Annotated in this window: 18 protein-coding genes and 2 pseudogenes; 18 read left to right on the top strand and 2 right to left on the bottom strand. The window is 30.8% G+C overall.

The window, feature by feature from the left end; genetic code table 11:
• Positions 1-2: 2 nt before the first annotated feature.
• The 8 genes from MARPI_RS09630 to MARPI_RS09665 are packed head-to-tail and all read left to right on the top strand — an operon-like array spanning position 3 to position 7,052.
• Positions 3-1,205: a tetratricopeptide repeat protein gene (locus MARPI_RS09630; protein ID WP_014297401.1), complete on the top strand. Its 1,203-nt coding sequence runs from the start codon at positions 3-5 to the stop codon at positions 1,203-1,205.
• On the top strand, positions 1,192-1,875 hold the full coding sequence (gene thyX, locus MARPI_RS09635) for an FAD-dependent thymidylate synthase (protein ID WP_014297402.1): 684 nt from the start codon (positions 1,192-1,194) through the stop codon (positions 1,873-1,875). Before MARPI_RS09630 ends, thyX begins: the two co-directional genes overlap by 14 nt.
• Positions 1,872-2,240, top strand: coding sequence for a DRTGG domain-containing protein (locus MARPI_RS09640; RefSeq protein WP_014297403.1), 369 nt, complete (start codon positions 1,872-1,874; stop codon positions 2,238-2,240). Before thyX ends, MARPI_RS09640 begins: the two co-directional genes overlap by 4 nt.
• Positions 2,240-3,175: a CBS domain-containing protein gene (locus MARPI_RS09645; protein ID WP_014297404.1), complete on the top strand. Its 936-nt coding sequence runs from the start codon at positions 2,240-2,242 to the stop codon at positions 3,173-3,175. Before MARPI_RS09640 ends, MARPI_RS09645 begins: the two co-directional genes overlap by 1 nt.
• 10 nt (positions 3,176-3,185) lie before the next feature.
• A complete protein-coding gene (locus MARPI_RS09650; RefSeq protein ID WP_014297405.1) occupies positions 3,186-3,518 on the top strand; it encodes a hypothetical protein in 333 nt (110 codons plus the stop codon).
• A 4-nt stretch (positions 3,519-3,522) separates the two neighbouring features.
• The gene (locus MARPI_RS09655) at positions 3,523-4,248 is read left to right on the top strand and encodes a PHP domain-containing protein (protein WP_014297406.1); all 726 of its coding nucleotides are present in this window, start codon (positions 3,523-3,525) and stop codon (positions 4,246-4,248) included.
• The gene (locus MARPI_RS09660) at positions 4,236-4,784 is read left to right on the top strand and encodes an ATP-binding protein (RefSeq protein WP_014297407.1); all 549 of its coding nucleotides are present in this window, start codon (positions 4,236-4,238) and stop codon (positions 4,782-4,784) included. The genes MARPI_RS09655 and MARPI_RS09660 overlap by 13 nt, the downstream gene beginning before the upstream one ends.
• Positions 4,785-7,052, top strand: coding sequence for a BamA/OMP85 family outer membrane protein (locus tag MARPI_RS09665; RefSeq protein WP_014297408.1), 2,268 nt, complete (start codon positions 4,785-4,787; stop codon positions 7,050-7,052).
• Between the two features lie 41 nt (positions 7,053-7,093).
• Here the strand turns inward: MARPI_RS09665 and MARPI_RS09670 are convergent, their stop codons facing one another.
• Positions 7,094-7,738 carry a class II glutamine amidotransferase gene (locus MARPI_RS09670; RefSeq protein WP_232223937.1) on the bottom strand — a complete coding sequence of 215 codons (645 nt, stop codon included), beginning with the start codon at positions 7,736-7,738 and terminating at the stop codon, positions 7,094-7,096.
• Positions 7,739-8,007: 269 nt separating this feature from the next.
• Between MARPI_RS09670 and MARPI_RS09675 the strand changes: the two genes are divergently transcribed.
• The 10 genes and pseudogenes from MARPI_RS09675 (at position 8,008) to MARPI_RS09715 (ending at position 19,799) form a co-directional block, all read left to right on the top strand.
• Positions 8,008-9,078: a D-alanyl-D-alanine carboxypeptidase/D-alanyl-D-alanine-endopeptidase gene (locus tag MARPI_RS09675; protein WP_014297410.1), complete on the top strand. Its 1,071-nt coding sequence runs from the start codon at positions 8,008-8,010 to the stop codon at positions 9,076-9,078.
• Positions 9,079-9,095: 17 nt separating this feature from the next.
• Entirely contained in the window at positions 9,096-10,256 is a 1,161-nt protein-coding gene (gene lysA, locus MARPI_RS09680; protein WP_014297411.1) for a diaminopimelate decarboxylase, read from the top strand.
• Between the two features lie 14 nt (positions 10,257-10,270).
• On the top strand, positions 10,271-11,074 hold the full coding sequence (locus MARPI_RS09685) for a L,D-transpeptidase (RefSeq protein WP_014297412.1): 804 nt from the start codon (positions 10,271-10,273) through the stop codon (positions 11,072-11,074).
• A 28-nt stretch (positions 11,075-11,102) separates the two neighbouring features.
• Entirely contained in the window at positions 11,103-12,959 is a 1,857-nt protein-coding gene (locus tag MARPI_RS09690; RefSeq protein WP_014297413.1) for an ABC transporter substrate-binding protein, read from the top strand.
• Between the two features lie 235 nt (positions 12,960-13,194).
• Positions 13,195-15,030, top strand: a complete 1,836-nt coding sequence (locus MARPI_RS09695) for an ABC transporter substrate-binding protein (protein ID WP_014297414.1) — start codon at positions 13,195-13,197, stop codon at positions 15,028-15,030.
• 141 nt (positions 15,031-15,171) lie between these two features.
• Entirely contained in the window at positions 15,172-16,209 is a 1,038-nt protein-coding gene (locus MARPI_RS09700) for an ABC transporter permease (protein ID WP_014297415.1), read from the top strand.
• Positions 16,210-16,219: 10 nt separating this feature from the next.
• Positions 16,220-16,330, top strand: a pseudogene (locus MARPI_RS11405) (ABC transporter permease); the annotation flags it as partial.
• 513 nt (positions 16,331-16,843) lie between these two features.
• Positions 16,844-17,590 (top strand): annotated as a pseudogene (locus MARPI_RS11410) (ABC transporter permease); the annotation flags it as partial.
• Between the two features lie 17 nt (positions 17,591-17,607).
• Positions 17,608-18,615, top strand: a complete 1,008-nt coding sequence (locus MARPI_RS09710; protein WP_014297417.1) for an ABC transporter ATP-binding protein — start codon at positions 17,608-17,610, stop codon at positions 18,613-18,615.
• Positions 18,615-19,799, top strand: coding sequence for an ABC transporter ATP-binding protein (locus tag MARPI_RS09715; protein WP_014297418.1), 1,185 nt, complete (start codon positions 18,615-18,617; stop codon positions 19,797-19,799). The genes MARPI_RS09710 and MARPI_RS09715 overlap by 1 nt, the downstream gene beginning before the upstream one ends.
• Positions 19,800-19,838: 39 nt before the next feature.
• On the opposite strand, the gene MARPI_RS09720 is transcribed toward MARPI_RS09715, so the two are convergent.
• A complete protein-coding gene (locus MARPI_RS09720; protein ID WP_014297419.1) occupies positions 19,839-20,951 on the bottom strand; it encodes an NADP-dependent isocitrate dehydrogenase in 1,113 nt (370 codons plus the stop codon).
• Positions 20,952-21,479: the final 528 nt, after the last annotated feature.

The raw sequence follows: 21,479 nt of genomic DNA on the forward strand, positions 1-21,479 counted from the left end.
GTATGAAAAAAGCGTTCTTATTATTATTAATAACGGTGTATGTGGTTATAGGGATAAATGCTGAAAACATTGCTGAAACATATTTAAAAACATTTGATATAACAAAATTAATGGATTCTGAAAATGTAGCGGTAAAAACATTTGCATATTTTGAACTCTATTACGAAAAAAATTATAGCGGGTATTTAAAAGCTGCAAATGAATTAAGAGCAAAATACAACAATCTTCTAACCTACAGAGAAAAAGAAATATTCGATATAATGTCCGGTGTAAATCCAATAACAACATTAAAGCCAATAGAACGATTTAAAGAATTATTAAAAAAATATCCAGATGATCCACTTATAAACATATTATTATTGGAATTTGAATATAAACAATGGAAAATAACAGGGGATCCAAAATTAGCAAAAGAAATATTAAATAAAATAGAATATATTGAAAAAAAATATGGTAACACACCATTTTCGATTTATTATAAATCGAATTTTTTATTTAAATCCAGAATATATGGAAACAAAGAAGATGCATATAATCTTATAAAAAACGGTGTAAAAACATATCCGGATAATAGAAAAATAATAGAAACTTATATAAAAATAGCTGGATATCTTGAAAAATATAAAGAAGATAAAGAATTATTTGGAGAAATAGCTCATACATATATAGACATGCCAGAACCTTCAATGGATTTAATGCTTATAATAGTTAATTACTATATTTACCTTAATGATACACAAAAAGCTGAAAAAACCTTAAAAGAAATAATTATTCCAAATACACGTAATTCCAAAATACTTGCTTTAAGTTATGAATTACTGGGTGATATATCAGAAACATATACACAAAAAATGAATTATTATAAAAAAGCCCTTCAAATAATACCTGATAATGGAAGGGTATTGTCAAAATGGGCTCTTGCAATGTTAAAAGTTGATAGAGAAAAATACAAAACACTTGCAAGAATATCGTTAAATAAAGCATTAACAATAGATGGAAAACTATCAGATGAAGCAGAAAAAGCGTTAGAAGATTTGAGAAATGAAATTAAAATACATGTTATGTTAAATTATGTTCTGCCACTTGTTCTTTTTGTTGTAGTGGCATTGGGGATAATAATATTCTATGAAAAATGGAAAGAAAAAAAAGAAATGGAAAAACTTCAAAATGAAATAGAAGGGGAAAACGAAGATGGAAGAAATTAAGATTTTAGATAAAGGATTGGTAAAACTTGTTGATATGCTTGGTAGCGATAGAGCTGCAGTAAGAGCAGCACGTGTTTCATACGGAAAAGAGTTATCTACAGATGAAAGAGATAAAAAGCTTATTTTCTATTTAATGGAACACAAACATCACAGTCCATTTGAACATCAGGTATTTACATTTCATATAAAAACACCAATATTTATTGCAAGACAATGGATGAGACATAGAATAGGCAGTTATAATGAAATCTCAAGAAGATATACCACAAAATATGCAGAAGAATTTTATATTCCTGACCATATCAGAGTTCAGGATACAAAAAATAAACAGGGTTCAAATAAAATTGAAGATGAAAATTTAACCAGAGAAGCTCTGGATATAATACAAAAAATATATGAAGAAACATATAATGCATATAATAAATTAATGGAATTAGGTGTTGCAAGGGAAATGGCAAGAATGGTTTTGCCTGTTGGACAATACACGCAGTTTTACTGGACAGTAAATACAAGAAGTTTAATGAATTTCTTAAATTTAAGGGCAGATTCTCATGCTCAATGGGAAATACAACAATACGCAATAGCTGTTGCAAAAATATTTAAAGAAAAACTTCCATGGACATATGAGGCATTTATGAAATTTGAATATAGAGGGGATTTGTTAAAATGAAACTAAAAGAACTTGCAAAAGAACTAAAAGCGAAGTTTATACATATACCTGAAAATTATAAAGATATAGATATAAAATTTGCAGGAGCATCAGATTTAATGAGTGACTTTTTAGCATTCTCAACACCGGGAATGCTGCTTGTTACTGGTTTAACAACACCACAAACATTAACCACTGCCTCTGTAATAGAGGCAGGAGCTATATTATTTGTAAGAGGTAAAACAATACCTAAAACATTTTTAGAAAATATAGAAGATTGTGAAATACCTCTCTTAACAACAGATTATTCAATGTTTTATGCTTGTGTAAAATTATACAAATTGGGAATAAAAGATGCAATGAAAACAGATGAGGAGAGTTTATAATGCCCGGCGAACCAACGGAATTAGTTGAAAAATTATTGCAAATATTTTCAAACACCAAAATAGGTGAAATAATGACATCACCGGCTATAGTAGTAACTCCTGAAACATCAATAAGACAGGTAAAGGATATTATGAAAATAAAGAAAATATCCGGATTACCTGTTGTAAAAAAAGGGTTAAAACTTGTTGGGATAATTAGCATTGAAGATATAATAAAAGTTCTTGAAAAAGGAAACTTATCAGATTTTGTATTAAAATGGATGACAAAAAGTGTAGTAACAATAAATGAAGAGGATACATTATCAAAATTTGTTGAATTATCACAAAGCCATAAATATGGTCGATATCCTGTTTTAAACAATGAAGGGAAGGTTGTTGGGATAATTACCAAATATGATGTAATAACATGGTTATTTGGTAAGTTAGGAAGTATATACGTACATGATCAGAGACGTGAAAAGGTTCTTAACAGGGAAGAATATATATCCAAACTTACAGGAGATATATTACAGAATAAAACGGCGTCTTTTGAATTTAAAATAGATTATAATGATATCACAAAAATAGGAATAGGAGCAACAAGACTTAAATCATTTTTAAAGAAAAAAGGAATAGATGAAAAATTAGTGAGAAAAATTTCCATAGCTACATATGAAGCAGAGGCAAATGTTGTAATACATTCTGAATCATATGGTGAAATATATTGTTGGGAGCTTGAAGATAGTATAAGATTGCTTATAAAAGATTATGGAAAAGGAATAGAAAATGTTGAACTGGCAATGCAAGAAGGATATTCAACAGCAACAGAAGAAGTAAGAGCGCAGGGATTTGGTGCAGGAATGGGTCTTCCAAACATGAAAAGATTTTCTGATAAAATGACAATAATATCAGAAAGTGGAAAAGGGGTAATAATAGAAATGTTATTCTTTAAATAGGGGTGATTTTATGAAAATAAAAGATATATTAAAAAGAGAATATATAGAAAAAATATATGTTCATGATGAAGAAACAGAAGTGAAGAATGGATATATAGGTGACTTATTAAGCGAAATAATGAGAAATGCGCCAGAAGAAAGCATATGGCTTACCCATCAAACACATCCTAATATAATAGCTGTTGCTTCTATTGTTGGAGCGAAAGTTATTATAATTCCAGAAGGATTTAACTTTGCTGAAGAAACAATTGAAAAGGCAAAAGAAAATCAAATAACCCTTTTAAAAAGCAAAAAGAATATTTTCGAAACAACTGGTGAAATATATAACTTAATTAACAGGTGATAAAGTGGCAAAATTTTATGGGAACTTTCATATACATACAGTTTTATCACCATGTGCTGATATTACAATGACTCCAGACATTTTTCTTGAAAAAATTTCTGAAACAACCTTAAACTGGATAGCAATTACTGATCATAATACAACAAAACACATAAAAACATATAAAAACGTTTTATCTAAAATAGATGTTAAGGTTATTCCCGGGATTGAAGTTACAACCAGGGAAGAAATACACATACTTGTTTATTTTAAAAAAATTGATGATGCAGAAGAATTTGGTAAAATAATAGAATCTAAACTTATTATAAAAGAATATGACCCTGAAAAACTTGGGTATCAGGTATTGGCAAATGAAAAAGGTGAGTTAATAGAAATAATTAAGACGCCGTATTTAGGCAGTTCAACAGATTTAACAATAGAAGAGGTTTATAATCTATCTAAAAAATATGAAAGTATGTTTATTCCTGCGCATATATTTAGATATGCAGGTTTGATAACAAATCTTGGGTTACCTCCTGAGAATATAAATATAAAAATCGTAGAAGTAAAATCTGAAAAAGAAAAACAGATGGCAAAACAATTGGGATTTAATAGATTTATACATAACACCGATGCACATTTTCCAGAACAGCTTATACCTTCGTGTATAATAGAATCGGAAAGAAGAACATATGAAGAATTTAAAAAAGCATTATTAAATGGAAAGGTGGAACCACTTTGGCAACCTTAAGAACAATAGCAGATCATATTATGGATATTGGTGAAAATGCAGTTAAATCTGGAGGAAATAAAGGATATTTAATAATCATTGAAACAAAAAATCATTTTCGATTTACAATTTCAGATAATGGAAGAGGGATGGATCAGGAGACATTAAAAAAGGCTCTTGATCCATTTTATACTACTAAAAAACAGAGAAAGAAAAAATTTGGATTAGGACTTGCATTTTTAAAACAATCATTGGAACAAACAGATGGAACTTTTATAATAAACTCAAAAAAAGACGTTGGGACAACTGTAATAGCGGATTTTAATCTCGAAAATATAGATTGCCAGCCAATAGGTGATATCCCATCAATGCTGATTAATGTATTAACCATGTCATATGAATTTAATTGGGAGATTTATAGATATTATGAAAAAAAAGGATATTATTTAAATTCTCAAATAATAAATGATAACTTTGATTTAACAAAACCGCAAGAAATAATGACATTAAAAAAATATATAATTGAACTGGAAAAAGAAATAAAGGGAGGTATTTAGATGAAGAAAAGCTTATTGTTGATTCTTGTGTTTCTTATAGGAGCTTTAAACGTTTTTGCTCTTATGAATGTAAAGAAAGTTGTATATGATGGAAATGTTGATTTCCTCAAAAAAGATATTGAAAAAGTATTAAGTGATTATGATATTAAAGATGGTTCTATAGTGGGAGATATAGACTTAAAATTGGCCATTGAAAGTATTCAAAAAAAATATCCATATTTTTCATATATAAATTATAAATATGATGAAGAAAGTGGTGAATTAACCTTTACTTTCAAAACAAATCCTGTTGTAAAAAAAGTGGAATTTAAGGTTCTTGGAGATAAATTATTGGATTTAAGCAAAATTGCCACAAAAGTTTATACTGAAAAAGAATTACCTTTAAATTTAAATGAATATAAAAAAGGGCTTGGAGAAATACAGAAATATTATAATGAACAGGGATATCCATACATTGAGATATCAAGTAATATAAAAATCTCCTCAGATTCGTTGACATTGGAATCAACGATGATAGACAAAAAAGAAACAGATAAAAATACATTGGTATATGTAATAAAAGAATATGATCTCTGGGATATAGAATTAAAGGATGAAATTTCTCAACTTGATAAAAAAGAATTAAAAAAAGAATTTGGTTTTGAATTTAGAAAAGATTGGGAAAATAAGTTTTTCTTATTCAGGGAAGATTCAAAAGAAACATATCCTTCAATGGAAGATATGCAAAAAATATTCCAGAAATTAAGAGAATTACCATACTTTTCTGAAAAAACACAAATAACCATGAATGCCACAAATATTTCAAAAACTCCAGGAGGAGATCTTGTACTGGTAATTGGTGGTGAATTAAAAAAAATCATAGAAAAACCGGAAAAGATAAAACAAATAAAAATTATAAATAATGAAAGTTTAAAAACATTTGAATTATTAGAACAATTGAATAAAGTTGGAATTAGTAATAATGCAACAGTAGATAATATAACAGTTTTAAATGGAATAAAAAGATTAAAAGAATATTATACAAATTCTGGATATCCATTTGTTAATATAAATACATCATTTGAAAATGGAGAGCTTATTATTAAAATATTGGAATACAAAGTTGGAAATATCGATATAAATGTATCTCCAGAAAAGAAAACAAAAGACTATTTAATAAATTCAGGAATAAAACTCAAAACAGGTAAAGTTATTACTACAAAAGCAATTCAGGATACATATTATGCTTTATCAGGAACAGGGTTTTTTGATAAAGTAAATGTATATCCGTATGCTCAACACGAAGACAAAATAGACTTTAAAATTGATATTACAGAAAAAAACAAACCTGGAAAATTTGTAGGTGGTATTACATATACCATGCCTGAAAATGCACCATGGTATATGGGATTCTTTGGTCAATTAGAATTACAATGGAAAAATCCTCTTGGATATGGACAATCTTACAATATAACAACAAATATAAATCCTCTTTCAAAAACATATTTATTCAATTTGGGTTATGGTATTACCAAAATAAATAATACACCTTTATCCATGAAAGTTAACTTCAATTATGGTTTATATGATGAAAATGCAGGTATTCCCGAAGAGAATATAAGCGGATTAGCTACAGTAACAAATAAATTTTCAATAGGCTTTTCTCCATCATATAGCTTTAATAGCTTTAATAATTTAAATATGAATTTAAGTTATAGTAAAACAGAATACAATTCACTAATAATAGACAAAAAAGAAGAGATTTCAGGTGGTCTGGGATACACATATTCACGTCTCGACTATCCATTTAGACCATATAATGGAACATATTATACATTACAATCATTTGGTGGTTTAAATATATCAAACACAGAAGAATATTATTATGGTGGATATACAGAATTTAAAGAATTCTATACATTATACAAATTTACATTTGCTGACAGATTAAAAGCAGGATATGTAAAAGATGACTTTAACCTATACGATTTTTATATAGGCGGAATGTATACAGTAAGAGGATATAATTTCTCAGAAAGAAAAGGAAATATCATGTATTTAAACAATGCTGAAATTCAATATCAAATACAGAAAGAGGCAGTTCCAGTAGATGCATATATATTCTTTGATATAGGAAATGCTGGGGACAATCTAAATTATGATCCTCTATGGGCATATGGCGCTGGTATAAAAATTACTTTACCAATGATAGGTCCAGTTAGATTTGAAGGTGTATTTGATAAAGAGAATAAATTTAAATGGGCATTTGGATTTGGTCCTGTATTTTAATAAAAAGAAAAAGGGTTGTTCGAAAGAACAACCCTTTTTAATTAAATATAAAGAATATTTTCCATTTTTCCATTAACTATTTTTGCCAGCATACCATTTTCAAAAGGGATAAATGAATTATCCATTTTTTCAGAAGCAACAATAAACCCTGTATCATTTTCTGTATACCACAGAGTAAAATAATCTTCTGTGCGTGTATAATTACAAAATACATATAATTCATTATTTCTAATCATTAAGAAATTTATACCCGAATAAGAATTTTTAGAAATAAACTCCTTAATCTTTTCCTTTAAATCATTGAAATTGTTAAAATCATACAAAGCCTTAAAATATTCAAAGCTATCTGTACCAAAAACATTATCTATCTTATCGAGATATATTGTCCCGTTATGTGAAAAAAAGGTATCTTTTATAAAATATGGATGCAACTGTAAAAAAGTTTTTTCAAGATTATCAGAAGCTTTCCTTGCATGAATCATACCAAGGTATGATTCTATATTTAAATCATCTTCATTAAAAACCGGTTGCATGGATTTATGAAAAACCACTTCCTTATCAGAAACAAAAGCTGCAATCCCCCAGCCATCATCATGAGGAGCTTTAATTCCATCCTTCGCCATAGTCTTCAAATGATTAAACAAAAAATTTATATTTTCATTTTTTTTAAATGAATAACCAATCATTCTACACAAAAAAATCCCCCCTTTTAGTTTTGAATTATACAACTTTATCTTCTCTTTACAAAATGTAAAAAAATAATAAATTATACGAAAATTTAAGAAAGTAAGAGTATTTTAATTTTTATTGGAAATATTGGATAAATTTCAGAGATTTTTGAGGTTGAATTAAAAATAAAATAAGGATATTATCATCTTAGGGAGATTTAATTAACCTTCTTTTAAATAAAAATTAAAATTATCATATAACTATTAATATTATTTGGGGGTTTCAAATGACTTATATTGAAAAGAAGATAAAAGAATTCAAGGGATTTTGTGGTATTTTAGTAAAAGATTTAAAAAAGAATGAAATAATTTATTCTTATAATGAGAATAAATTCTTTACACCTGCTTCTGTGACAAAGTTATTTACCACATTTGCGGTATTTGAAATTTTTAAAAAAGAATATATATTTAGCACAAAATTTTATTTCACAAATGGCGATCTTATAGTAAAGGGGTGTGGAGATCCAACTATTGATTTAAAGACATTTGATATGATTTTAAACAAAATAAAAGAAAGATCAGGAAAGGTTTTTTTTGACACCTTAGTAATAGATGATTCACTATTTAATAACAATGAATTTTTTGGATATGGATGGATGTATAACGATGAAGAAAATCCTTATATAAAGCCATTTAATATAAAAGACTTTGTTCCGGAAAATAACTATTATGCAGAATTACTGGAATTATTAAAACCGTTGTTTATAAAACATAGATTTCCAATTGAGTGTATTAACAGTGGTAATGTAGAAGAAAAAGAAACTCCTTTTTATATTCATAAATCTGCTGAAATAGATAAAATCACAGAAATTATGATGAAAAACAGTGATAATTATATTGCAGAAATGTTCTTTAGAATGTTATCTGTAAAAAAATATGGCAAGGGCGAAATTGAAAAAAGTATAGAAGTTTTAAAAGAAGAATTATATAAGAATCTTGGTCTCGAATATGAAGAAGATTATGTAATTACAGATGGAGCAGGATTATCAAGATACAATCTGATTTCACCATTAACAGCAGTAAAAGTATTTGAATATATGCTGGAAAAATACGGGGATAGATTTTTAAACATTCTTGCATATACCAAAAGTTATGGAACACTGGAAAATAGATTTAATTTTGATGTATGGGGAAAAACCGGGACCTTAACAGGTGTTTCAGGATTAACTGGATTACTGATTACCAAAAAAGGGAGAAAATTTATTTTTTCATTATTTGAAAATAATTATGTTTATGAAAAAACTTATGGAAAAATTTTTGAGAATGACATAATTAACTATTTATATAATACTTTTTAAATTTCGGGAGGGCTAACATGGAAGAAATATTAAAAAAGATTGAAAGTGAATATGGAACGCCTGTTTATGTATATTTTGAAAAGGAAATAAAAAATCGCATTAAAAATGTTAAGGAAATCTTTGAAGGAATAAACCTTATACCAACATTTGCATTAAAAGCAAACAATAATCCTGCTTTAATTAAAATTATGTACGAATCTGGTTTTGGGGCAGATATAGTTACAGTTGGTGAATATAAAGGAGCAGAAATAGCAGGAGTTCCAAAAGAAAAAATAGTATGGAATGGAAATGGCAAAAGCAAAGAAGATATGAAATTTCTAAAAGATAAGATAAAGTATGTAAATATAGATTCCTTTGAAGAAATGGAATTATGGAAAAACATTAAAACAGAAAATATTGAATTCTTTTTAAGAGTTAATCCAGATGTTGACGCCAAAACACATCCGCATATTTCCACAGGTTTAAAGAAAAATAAATTTGGTATTCCAGCTGTTAAACTGGAAGAATTTATGAACAAATATAACGATAATAGAATAAAAGGAATACATTTTCATATAGGATCTCAAATTACTGAAATTTCACCATTTATAGATGCGTTTAAAATCGGATTGGAAATTTCAAAAAAATATAATTTCAAAAAAATAAACATAGGCGGAGGCTGGGGAATAAATTATGATGGAAAAGAAATTAATTTAAATGAATACAAAGAAAAAGTTATTCCGATCTTAAAATATTATGATGAAGTAATACTGGAATTGGGAAGATATATAATGGGGCCATCAGGAATATTATTGCTCAATATTACACGCGTGAAACAGGGAATTGATAAGGTATTTGTTGTAACTAACGGTGGAATGAATCTATTAATAAGACCGGTGTTATACAATGCATATCATGAACCGGTATTCTTAAATCCAACAGGCAAAAAAGCTAAAATAGACATAGTTGGACCATTATGCGAAAGTGGAGATAAGTTATTATGGGATAAAGAGCTGCCAATACCAGAAGAAAATTCTCTTGTTTACTTTAAAAACGCAGGTGCATATGGCTTTTCAATGTCTAATAACTACAATTCAACCTTAAAACCTGCAGAAGTTCTTATTACCGAAAATGAAGAAATAAAATTAATAAGAAAAAGAGAAAGCTATGAAGATTTATACAAAAATATAATACTTTAAAAGAGGGGATTACAATGAATGAATATTTTTATGATAAAAAAGAAACATTTGGTTTTAAAAAGGAAATAGCGGGATTTAATATATATGAACCTTTCTATCGTGAGCTAAACTTAAAAGATAAAGGATCAGATGTATGGAGGTTAAAATATTTATATTCACGATATCTATTCTATAAAGGAAAAGGGACAGATTACATTATAAACAATGAGCTTGATGAAAATTTCTTTAGTAGTTTTAAAAATTTTATGAAAGAAAATAATATAAATTCAGAAATTATAAACAGAGAGGCAATAAAAAAACTCCTTGATAATGTTAACGAAGAATTTTATTTCTTCGTTGAAGTTGAACTTCCTGATAACAGAGAAAATCCAGGAATATTTAAATTATATGATAATACAGGCAATATGTTGTTTTCATGTAAGGTTAGGGGGCATGGACAACATGACGTTGAAACACAGAAAAGTCAGGCTATGGAAGATGGAGACACTCCAATAGGTATATATATCGCTTCATATGAATCAGGGATATTAAAAAATAATGTGAAAGATTATGGTCCAGGAGGGCTTTTTAGATTATGGTATCCATTATATGGCTATGCTTATGATATTTATAAAGTAAATAGAGATGGGATATTAATACATTCTGGAACTACAAATGAGGATTTAAGAAGATCTCATGGTTGCGTTGTAATGCATAACGATAATGTACTAAAAGTGCAAAAAATAATGATAGAAAAAATAAAACATCCATATATAATGCCAACAAAATATGTGGAGTTTTATACAGGTATTGTATTCATAAAAAGAAGGATACCTTGAGTGCCATATTAAAAAGGGAGGGGTAAAAGTGAGAAAGTTTTTATTGGTAGGGGTTTTGATTATTGCTATTTTGTCTTTTGCTGCAGTAAAGGATCCAGAAACATTAGTAAGCTTAGCCATTGGTGATCCAAGTACATTGGACCCACATAGGGCATATGACCTTGCAAGTGGAGAGGTTATATACAATGTTTATGATATGCTTCTTGAATATGATGGATCCAGTTTAAGCAAATTTTTGCCAAGATTAGCAGAAGAAGTGCCAACAGTTGAAAATGGATTAATTTCACCAGATGGAAAAACATACAAATTCAAAATTAGAAAAGGTGTTAAATTCCACAGTGGAAACGAATTAACACCATATGATGTTGAATACACCTTTGAAAGAGCATTAATAGGTGATCCAGGGGGAGGACCTATCTGGATGTTCTATGAAGTATTCTTTGGTAAATACTTTGGATTAAAAGATGCTGTAAAGGGATTAACAGGTCATGCTTGGTCAGAATTAGTTAATATTGATACCGGAGAACCAACAAGTCCTGAAGCAAAAAAGATTCTTGAAGATTTCTACAAAAAATATATCGATCCTGTAGTAGAAGTTGATGGAGATTATGTAGTATTTCATTTAGCAGAACCAAAAGCATACTTTTTAAACATTATTACAGGTTCTTCCTGGGGTGCAATTTTAGATAGTAAAAAGGCTAAAGAAATTGGATTATGGGATGGAAAGGTAGACGGATGGTGGAAATATCATGACTGGAAAAAAGAAGATTCACCGTTACATTTAACAGAAATAGGTTCAGGACCATATATTCTTGACAGATGGGATAGAACAGAAGGTAAAGTTATATTAAAAGCATTTGAAGACTACTGGAGAGGACCAGCAAAATTAAAGAATATAGTAATATGGGTTGTATCTGAATGGTCAACAAGAAAAGCAATGCTTGAAAAAGGTGATGCAGATGTTGTTATAGCTCCAACCCAGTATTTGTCACAATTAAGGGATAATCCGGATATAGAAATAATAGATAACTTACCAAGAGCAACAGTGAATACAATAAGTTTTATCTGGCAGGTAAAAGCAGGTTCACCATATGCAGGAAGTGGAAAACTTGACGGTAAAGGTATACCACTTGATTTCTTCTCAGATAAAAATGTAAGATTGGCATTCTTAAGGTCAATAAATTATCAGAAGATAATAGATGATGTTATGGATGGATATGGTATGATTGTACCTGCAATATTGCCTAAAGGATTCTTGGGATATGATGATTCATTACCAAAACCAAGATTTAGCATTGAAGAAGCAACAAAATACTTCAAGAGAGCATTTAGAGGTCAGTTATGGAGAAAAGGATTTAAAATGATAGTATTGTATAACACAGGAAACGAAACAAGACAGAAAACAGCAGAATTATTAGCAGATACATTAAAACAGATAAATCCAAAATTCCAGATAGAGACAAGAGGAGTTCAATGGCCAACATATCTTGATGCAAGAAAGAACAGTAAAATACCTATTTATATAGGTGGTTGGGTTGCAGACTATCCAGATCCAAACAACTTTATTTACACATTCTATCACAGTAATGGAACATATGGAAGTTTCTTTGGAGAAAAATATAAGGTATTTGCAAATAAACCACAGGCATTCTTTGGCGGAAAATCATTAAATCAAATGATAGAAGATGCAGTTGCAGAAACAAATCCGGCTAAAAGACAGGAAATGTATGTAAAAATTCAGCAATTTGTTATAAGAGAAGGTATAGGAGCACCATTATTCCAGACAATAGGAGTAAGAGTTCAGAGATCTTGGGTTAAAGGTTGGGTGCCAAATCCTATAAGACCAGGTGACGATTATTACAAAATGTGGAAATCAGATAAATAATTTTTAACGCAAAAGAGGCGGGAAAATCCGCCTCTTTTTATAAAATAAGGAGAATATGAAAGAAATTTCATTATAATAAGTTTTTTTAATTTATTTAGATTTATTATAATGAAATACGAACGAAAATAATGTTGTCCCTTCTTAATCTATAAGAAACTTTGATAAAGTATTTGTAATTTTTGAATTTTTGTGGTAAAATATATCCGGAATAAATTTTATACAAGGAGGGGACTGTATGAAGAAACTTTTAGTGGCACTTTTAGTGGTAGTTTCAGTGTTTGCATTTGCTACAGTTATGAACCCCGATACAATCGTTGACTTAACAATCGGGGAACCAAGTACATTAGATCCACATCAGGCTTATGATACAGCTAGTGGAGAAGTTATTTTTAACGTTTATGACAACCTTATTGAATATGTTGGTTCAAGCTTGAGCGAATTTGCTCCAAGAATAGCTGAATCATGGGAAGTAAACGGAAACACAGTTAAATTTAAAATTAGAAAAGGTGTTAAATTCCACAGCGGAAACGAATTAACACCATACGATGTTGAATACACATTCGAAAGAGCATTAATAGGAAATCCTGGTGGAGGACCTATCTGGATGTTCTACGAAGTATTCTTTGGAGATTACTTCAGTTTAAAATCAGCAGTTAAAGGTTTAACAGGTCACTCATGGAATGAATTAGTAAATCCAGAAACAAAAGAACCTGTTAACGATGAAGCAAAACAGATCTTATTAGACTTCTACAAAAAATACATCGATTCAAAAGTTGAAGTTCAGGGAGATTATGTAATTTTCCATTTAGCAGCACCAAAAGCTTACTTCTTAAACGTTATTGCTCAGGGTTCATCATGGGGAGCAATTTTAGACAGCAAAGCTGCTAAGGACTTAGGATTATGGGACGGTAAAGCAGATGGATGGTGGAAATTCCACGACTGGAAAAAAGAATCTTCACCATTATACGCAAAAGAAATCGGTTCAGGTCCATATGAATTAGTTGAATGGAACAGAGCAGAACAGAAAGTTATCTTAAAAGCATTCGATGAATACTGGAGAGGTCCAGCTAAGATAAAGAATGTAGTTATCTGGGGTGTTGACGAATGGTCAACAAGAAAAGCTATGTTAGAAAAAGGTGAAGCAGATATCGCAGCAGTTCCAACACAATACTTAGATCAGGTAAGAGGAAATCCTGATTTAGAAGTTATTGAAGGATTACCAAGCGTATCAGTTACAACACTTAACTTCAACTGGCAGGTAAAACCAGATTCACCATATATCGGAAGCGGAAAATTAGACGGACAGGGTATTCCTGTAGACTTCTTTGCAGACAAAAACGTAAGATTAGGTTTCATTGCTTCATTTGATTACCAGAAGATGATTGATGAAGTATTAAACGGATTTGGTGAATTAGTACCTACAGCATTACCAAAAGGATTCTTGGGTTACGATGATAACTTACCAAAACCAAAATATGACTTAACAGCAGCAACAAGATACTTCAAGAGAGCATTCAGAGGACAACTCTGGAGAAAAGGATTCAAAATGACAATTCTTTACAATACAGGTAACGAAGCAAGACAGAAATCAGCAGAATTATTAGCAGACTCATTAAAGAAAATCAATCCTAAATTCCAGGTTGAAGCAAGAGGTGTTCAGTGGCCAACATTCTTAGATGCAAGAAAGAACGGTAAAATGCCATTATACATCCTTGGTTGGTTAGCTGACTATCCAGATCCAAACAACTTTATTTACACATTCTACCACAGTGATGGTGACTATGGTTACTACTTTGGAGATAAATATGCAGAATTTGCAAACAAACCACAGGCATTCTTTGGCGGTAAATCATTGAACCAGATGATTATCGATGCTGCATCTGCAACAGATCCAAAAGTTAGGGAAGAAAAATACATTAAGATTCAGGAATTTGTAATTAGAGAAGGATTAGGCGTACCTCTTTATCAGCCAATTGGTGTAAGGGTACACAGAAAATGGTTAAAAGGTTGGTATCCAAACGCAATTAGACCAGGTGACGATTATTACAGATATTACAAATCAGACGAATAATTGAAAAATATTTCATTATTTATAATTAAATTCGTATAAAGGGGAGGGGTTGAACCCTCTCCTTATTTTTTTGAATTTTTAATGTTATGTTTATATGATATAATAAAATGGTTTTTAATTTATTAAGATGGAGGTGTAGTTATGACGGCGTATATTATAAGGAGATTATTATTGTTGCCTCTTATAGTATTTGGGGTAACATTAATAGTTTTCGGAATGATGCAGCTTCTTGGTGAAGACCAATTACTTGCTGCATATGTTGATCCAAATACATTGGATAAAATGTCTGTTGAAGAAATGGAATTGATCAAACACAAATATGGGCTTGATCAGGATCCAGTAACAAGATATTTAAAATGGATGGAAAGTGTAGCAAAAGGTGATCTTGGCTGGTCAATAGTTGGTAAAGAACCAGTTAAAGACGCTATTTTACACAGATTACCATCTACAGTTGAATTAGCATTATACGCAATATTCCCAATAATTGGAGTTGGTATATGGCTTGGTGTTCAGGCGGCACTGCATCATAATAAATGGCAGGATCACGTTATAAGAATTTTCTCAATTGTAGGGTGGTCATTTCCAGACTTTGTATTTGGTTTGCTTATAATTCTCGTATTTTATAGTGTTCTTGGATGGTTCCCCCCTGGAAAAATTAGTCTGTGGGCAGAAAGAGTTATTAACTCCCCGGACTTTCATCAATATACAAAGCTTGTAACTATTGATGCATTATTAAATGGAAGATTTGATATATTCTGGGATGGCTTAAGACATTTAATAGGCCCAATCCTCACATTATCATATTTATGGTGGGCATATCTTATTAGAATCACTCGTTCATCAATGATGGAAGTATTAAGAAAAGATTATGTAAGAACTGCAAGGGCAAAAGGATTACCAGAAAAGGTTGTTATTCACAAACATGCTAAAAGAAATGCATTAATCCCTGTTGCAACCGTTGCAGGTTCAATGATTATCGGTCTTATAATGGGGGTTATTATCGTTGAAACAATTTTTGTAAGACCTGGTATAGGAAGTTTTGCTGCAAAAGCAGCAGGACAGCTTGACTATGCATCTATAATGGGTATGTTGTTATTCTCATCATTGATTTTGATTCTTGGTAATTTGATAATCGACATATCATACGCATTAATCGATCCAAGAATTAGATACGAGTGAGGTGATTGAAGTGAATGAAGAAATCAAGAGATCGTTAAGAAAGTTCTATAGAAACCCTTCAGCGATGTTGGGATTAATATTATTAATATTCTTTATTCTTGTTGCAGCATTTGCACCATTATTGGCTCCACCACAAATACCAATAGATCCTGAAATAGAAAATATGGAAAGCATGATTTCTCAGCTTGAAGAGAAAAAGGATCCTGCAATTATAGATGATTTAATTGCATCATTTGATGATTATTATGAATTTACATATGGATTTTATAGAGATTATATAGATGATATTAAAAACTTAAAATCAACATTAAAAGCATATCAAAGTACAAAAAGCGAAAAGAATTATAATAAACTTATAGAACAACTCACACCTTTAACAGAAGATTATATTCTCGATACATCATATATTGAAAATATTGAAAAAAATGTTGATAAACCAAAAGAATTAAATGCAGCAATAAAGGATCTTGAAAAAGCTATAACTTCATTTGAGAAAAAATATGATATTGCAATAAAAATGAGTGAAGAATTAGATGAATTAAAAACAAAAAAATCATCAGTTGATAAATTCCTTCCAGCAGTTAAGTCATACTTTAAAAAACTCAAAAAGGACTATATAAAAAGTCTTAATTACGATCCATATATTATGCCTATTATTACATATGAAAGTGCTCCAGTGCCACCATCAAAAGAACATCCATTTGGTATAAGTAATGGAAGGGACATATATTATGGTGTTGTTTGGGGTACAAGAACAGGATTTAAAATTGGTTTGACAGTTGTTACCATTGCAACAATAATAGGTTTGTTTATAGGTTCAGTATCCGCATATTTCGGTGGATGGGTTGATGAAATATTAATGAGAATTACAGATATTTTTATGTCAGTTCCATTTATGCTATCAGCTATGGTTTTGACAACAATACTTGGAACAGGTCTTGATAAAGTTATGATTGCCATGATTGTATTTGGATGGATGGGTTCAGCAAGGCTTATAAGGGGTAATATCCTTCAGGCTAAAAATGATCAATATGTTTTAGCTGCAAAAGCACTTGGTGTACCTGACTGGAAAATAATCATAAAACACATTCTTCCAAATACAATATTCCCTGTTGTAATTCAGGCATCAATGAGAATTGGTTCTATGGTTATCACAGCTGCTGTATTGAGTTTCTTGGGTGTTGGTGCTCCACAGGGATATGCTGACTGGGGATCAATACTTAACTATGCAAGAAACTGGATATTAGGTGGTTCTGATAGTGCATTGCAGTACTGGTATACTGTTACATATCCAGGTACAGCAATGGTATTATTCGTTTTGGCATGGAACCTTGTTGGTGACGCATTAAGGGATATCTTTGATCCGAAATTACGCGGATAATTGAAAGGAGGCAAACAATGAAAGACCCAATTTTAAAGGTCGATAATTTACATACATATTTCGATACAGAAGACGGAGAAGTAAGAGCAGTAAGAGGCGTTTCTTTTGAAGTATATGAAGGAGAAACAATTTCTATAGTTGGTGAATCAGGTTCCGGTAAATCTGTAACTTCATTGAGTATAATGAGATTATTAGATGAAAATGGAAGAATTGCAGATGGTCAGATATTATATAAAGGTACAGATTTAACAAAGCTTTCAGACGAAGAAATGAGACATATTAGAGGTAAAGAAATTGCAATGATCTTCCAGGAACCAATGACAGCTTTAAACCCTGTATTTACAATTGGTGATCAGATAATAGAAATGGTTATGTTGCATTTAGGCCTTGACGAAAAGGCTGCAAGGGAAAGAGCAATTGACCTTTTAAGAAAGGTTGGTATTCCTGAACCAGAAAAACGTGTTGACCAATATCCACATGAACTTTCTGGTGGTATGAGACAAAGGGCAATGATTGCTATGGCTCTTTCATGTAATCCAAAGGTATTAATTGCCGATGAACCTACAACAGCGCTTGACGTTACAATTCAGGCTCAAATTCTTGAATTAATGAAGGAATTACAGAAAGAATATGGAATGGCTATTATCTTCATCACACACGACCTTGGTGTTGTTGCTGAAATGTCAGATAAAGCAGCAGTTATGTATGCAGGTAAAATAGTTGAATATGGTGATATTGTATCCATATTCAAAAAGCCAAGAAATCCATACACATGGGGATTAATGAGATCAATACCAAAAATCAATGAAGAAGTAGATAGATTGGTTTCAATTCCGGGAACAGTTCCAAATCCAAGAAGATTCCCTAAAGGATGTGGATTTTCAAACAGATGTTTCCTTGCTAAAGAAAGATGTAAGGATGAAATGCCTGAATTAGTAGAAGTAGAACCAGGCCATTATTCAAGATGTTTCTACATCGATGAATTGGTTAAAGAAGTGGAAAAAGCAAGGGCAGGTGAAAATTAATGTCTCAGGAAAATAAAAAAGTATTATTACAGGTTGATAATCTAAAAAAATACTTCCCTGTAAGAGCAGGTGTTTTTAAAAGAGTAGTTGCACATGTTCAAGCTGTTGATGATATTACATTTAAAGTATATGAAGGAGAAACAATAGGTCTCGTTGGTGAATCAGGTTGTGGTAAAAGTACAACTGGTATGACAATTTTAAGATTATTAAACCCAACAGCAGGTAGAATAATAGTTGATGGCCTTGATACCACACCATTATTCTTACCAAGATCAAGGGCAAACAAATACATCAAAGAATGGTATGTAGATAGATTCAATAAATTATTACACGAAAAGAAAACAGAAGATGAAGTAATTAAATCATTAGATGATGAACTTGATAGAAAATATGCAAAGATTTACTTTGATAAAGGAGCACATGGATTAAGACATGAAATGCTCTCAGATTTAGGAGATAAAAGAAAATGGTTCAGAAGAAATATGCAAATCATCTTCCAGGATCCATATTCATCGTTAAACCCAAGAATGAGAATTAAAAATATAATTGCTGAAGGATTGCACACACACGGTCTTGTAAGCAGCAATGCAGAAGCAACAGAAATAGTAAAAGACCTTCTTGAAAAGGTTGGATTATCCTCAGAATACCTTTACAGATTCCCACACGAATTCTCAGGAGGTCAAAGACAGAGAATTGGTATTGCAAGGGCACTTGCATTAAATCCAAAACTTATTGTAGCTGACGAAGCTGTTTCAGCTCTTGACGTTTCAATTCAGTCACAGGTTATAAACCTATTAGAAGATTTACAAAAAGAATTTAAATTAACATATGTATTTATTGCTCACGACTTAGCAGTTGTTAAACACATCAGTGACAGAATTGCAGTTATGTATCTCGGTAAAATCGTTGAACTTGCTGATAAAAAGGAATTATTTGACAATCCAATGCATCCATATACAGTTTCACTTATGTCAGCAATTCCAATTCCAGATCCTGAATACAAGAAAAAGAGAATTATACTTAAAGGGGACGTTCCAAGTCCTATTAATCCACCAAGTGGATGTAGATTCCATCCAAGATGTCCAATTGCAAAGGATATCTGTGCTAAAAAGGAACCACCACTTGTTACACTTGAAAATGGACATCAGGTTGCATGTCACTTCGCAGGACAATTTAAAGGATAATAATAGAAATAACTCCCGAAAAAATCGGGAGTTATTTTTTTAATTAAAATTTTCTATAATCTTCGCAGCAAATTTAACTGCAGACACAGGATTATCAGGCATAATATCCTTTGTTGCAATACCTGATTTTATACATTTTTTCAACGAATTTTCAATTAAACTCGAAACTTCTTTCATTTCAAGATATTCAAACATCATAACCCCTGATAATATTAATGAAGTTGGATTAGCCATTTTTGGATCTTTAATTGCCGGTGCAGTGCCGTGGGTTGGTTCAAAAAGGGCAATTTCATCGCCAATATTTCCTCCCGGAACAATACCAATTCCACCTACCTGAGCAGCTGCCGCATCAGAAAGATAATCACCATTTAAGTTTGGAGTAACTAAAATATCGTATTTTTCGGGTTTTAACAATAATTGCTGGAACATATTGTCGGCAATTACATCATTTATTTCAATTGAATTTTTATCTATTAAATCCTTATGTTCTTCAGCAATCTCATAACACCATTTTCTGAAATTACCTTCTGTATATTTCATTATATTTCCTTTATGAACAATAGTTATTTTTTTTCTGTTATTTTTTACTGCATAATCAATTGCCATTTTCATAAGTCTTTTTGTTCTAAACTCACTTATTGGCTTTATTCCAATTGAGGCATTATGCAGATTAATCTTAAATTTTTCATTAAGAAATTCTATAACCTCAATTGCCTCCTTGCTGTTTTCTTCCCATTCTATTCCAGCATAAACGTCCTCTGTGTTCTCCCTGAAAATTACAATATCCACATTTTCTGGAGATTTAACAGGAGCTTTTATACCGGGAATATATTTCACAGGTCTAATACATGCATATAAATCGAGTTTTTGCCTTAAAGCCACATTTAAACTTCTATAACCGCTTCCAACAGGTGTTTCAAGCGGTCCTTTTATTCCAACCTTAACCTCTTTTAATTTTTTAAGCGTTTCATCTGGCAACAAAGAACCATTTTTTTCTAAAGACTTTTTCCCGGCATAAGCCTCTATCCAGTTAATCTTTTTAGAACCATTATAAACATACCCAACAGCGGCATTCCATACCTTCATAGCCGCTTCCATAACAAACGGCCCAATACCGTCTCCTTCTATATAAACAATATCAATTATCTCCATGATTTCTCCCTCCCTAAAATTGGAAATTTTTTCCAAAAAAAGTTGTGATGCTCTTTGAAAGTAGAAAAATAAAAACTTATTGGCCGTTGCAGACTCACCTCCATGTTCGCCCTTTTGGTTGTAGATTGAAAAAATAAAAGTTCATTCATACGACTTGAGTGTTGATCTTTGAAAATATTTTTGAAAAAAGAAAAATAATGTTCATTCAAACGGCAAGAATTTCTGATCCTTGCTCCATTTGAAAATTCGGGCACGCTCAGACACTTCGTCCATGAAGTGCTTCGCTTTCCAAAACCTCCTGTTTTTCCAACCCGAATTTTCTGCATTCCGCTTCGGGAAATTCTTAGTTTTCATTCACATTATTTTTCTTTTTTCTTTATATATACAATCGGGCGCTCTGCGAGTATTCATTCACTTTTATTTTTTTCAACTTATTTGTATATTTCCACTGCGGAAAATTATATAATAAGAAAATAGAAATAATAATATGAGTGAAGGCTTGAAATTTCCTGAACGGAGATATTGCGT

The sequence above is a fragment of the Marinitoga piezophila KA3 genome (genome assembly GCF_000255135.1).
GTDB lineage: Bacteria > Thermotogota > Thermotogae > Petrotogales > Petrotogaceae > Marinitoga > Marinitoga piezophila.

Excerpts from the sequence above, each read along its gene's own strand:
- MARPI_RS09630 (WP_014297401.1), top strand. The coding sequence starts at position 3 with ATGAAAAAAGCGTTCTTATTATTATTAATAACGGTGTATGTGGTTATA.
- thyX (WP_014297402.1), top strand. The coding sequence starts at position 1,192 with ATGGAAGAAATTAAGATTTTAGATAAAGGATTGGTAAAACTTGTTGAT.
- MARPI_RS09640 (WP_014297403.1), top strand. The coding sequence starts at position 1,872 with ATGAAACTAAAAGAACTTGCAAAAGAACTAAAAGCGAAGTTTATACAT.
- MARPI_RS09645 (WP_014297404.1), top strand. The coding sequence starts at position 2,240 with ATGCCCGGCGAACCAACGGAATTAGTTGAAAAATTATTGCAAATATTT.
- MARPI_RS09650 (WP_014297405.1), top strand. The coding sequence starts at position 3,186 with ATGAAAATAAAAGATATATTAAAAAGAGAATATATAGAAAAAATATAT.
- MARPI_RS09665 (WP_014297408.1), top strand. The coding sequence starts at position 4,785 with ATGAAGAAAAGCTTATTGTTGATTCTTGTGTTTCTTATAGGAGCTTTA.
- MARPI_RS09670 (WP_232223937.1), bottom strand. The coding sequence starts at position 7,738 with ATGATTGGTTATTCATTTAAAAAAAATGAAAATATAAATTTTTTGTTT.
- MARPI_RS09675 (WP_014297410.1), top strand. The coding sequence starts at position 8,008 with ATGACTTATATTGAAAAGAAGATAAAAGAATTCAAGGGATTTTGTGGT.
- lysA (WP_014297411.1), top strand. The coding sequence starts at position 9,096 with ATGGAAGAAATATTAAAAAAGATTGAAAGTGAATATGGAACGCCTGTT.
- MARPI_RS09685 (WP_014297412.1), top strand. The coding sequence starts at position 10,271 with ATGAATGAATATTTTTATGATAAAAAAGAAACATTTGGTTTTAAAAAG.
- MARPI_RS09695 (WP_014297414.1), top strand. The coding sequence starts at position 13,195 with ATGAAGAAACTTTTAGTGGCACTTTTAGTGGTAGTTTCAGTGTTTGCA.
- MARPI_RS09700 (WP_014297415.1), top strand. The coding sequence starts at position 15,172 with ATGACGGCGTATATTATAAGGAGATTATTATTGTTGCCTCTTATAGTA.
- MARPI_RS09710 (WP_014297417.1), top strand. The coding sequence starts at position 17,608 with ATGAAAGACCCAATTTTAAAGGTCGATAATTTACATACATATTTCGAT.
- MARPI_RS09715 (WP_014297418.1), top strand. The coding sequence starts at position 18,615 with ATGTCTCAGGAAAATAAAAAAGTATTATTACAGGTTGATAATCTAAAA.
- MARPI_RS09720 (WP_014297419.1), bottom strand. The coding sequence starts at position 20,951 with ATGGAGATAATTGATATTGTTTATATAGAAGGAGACGGTATTGGGCCG.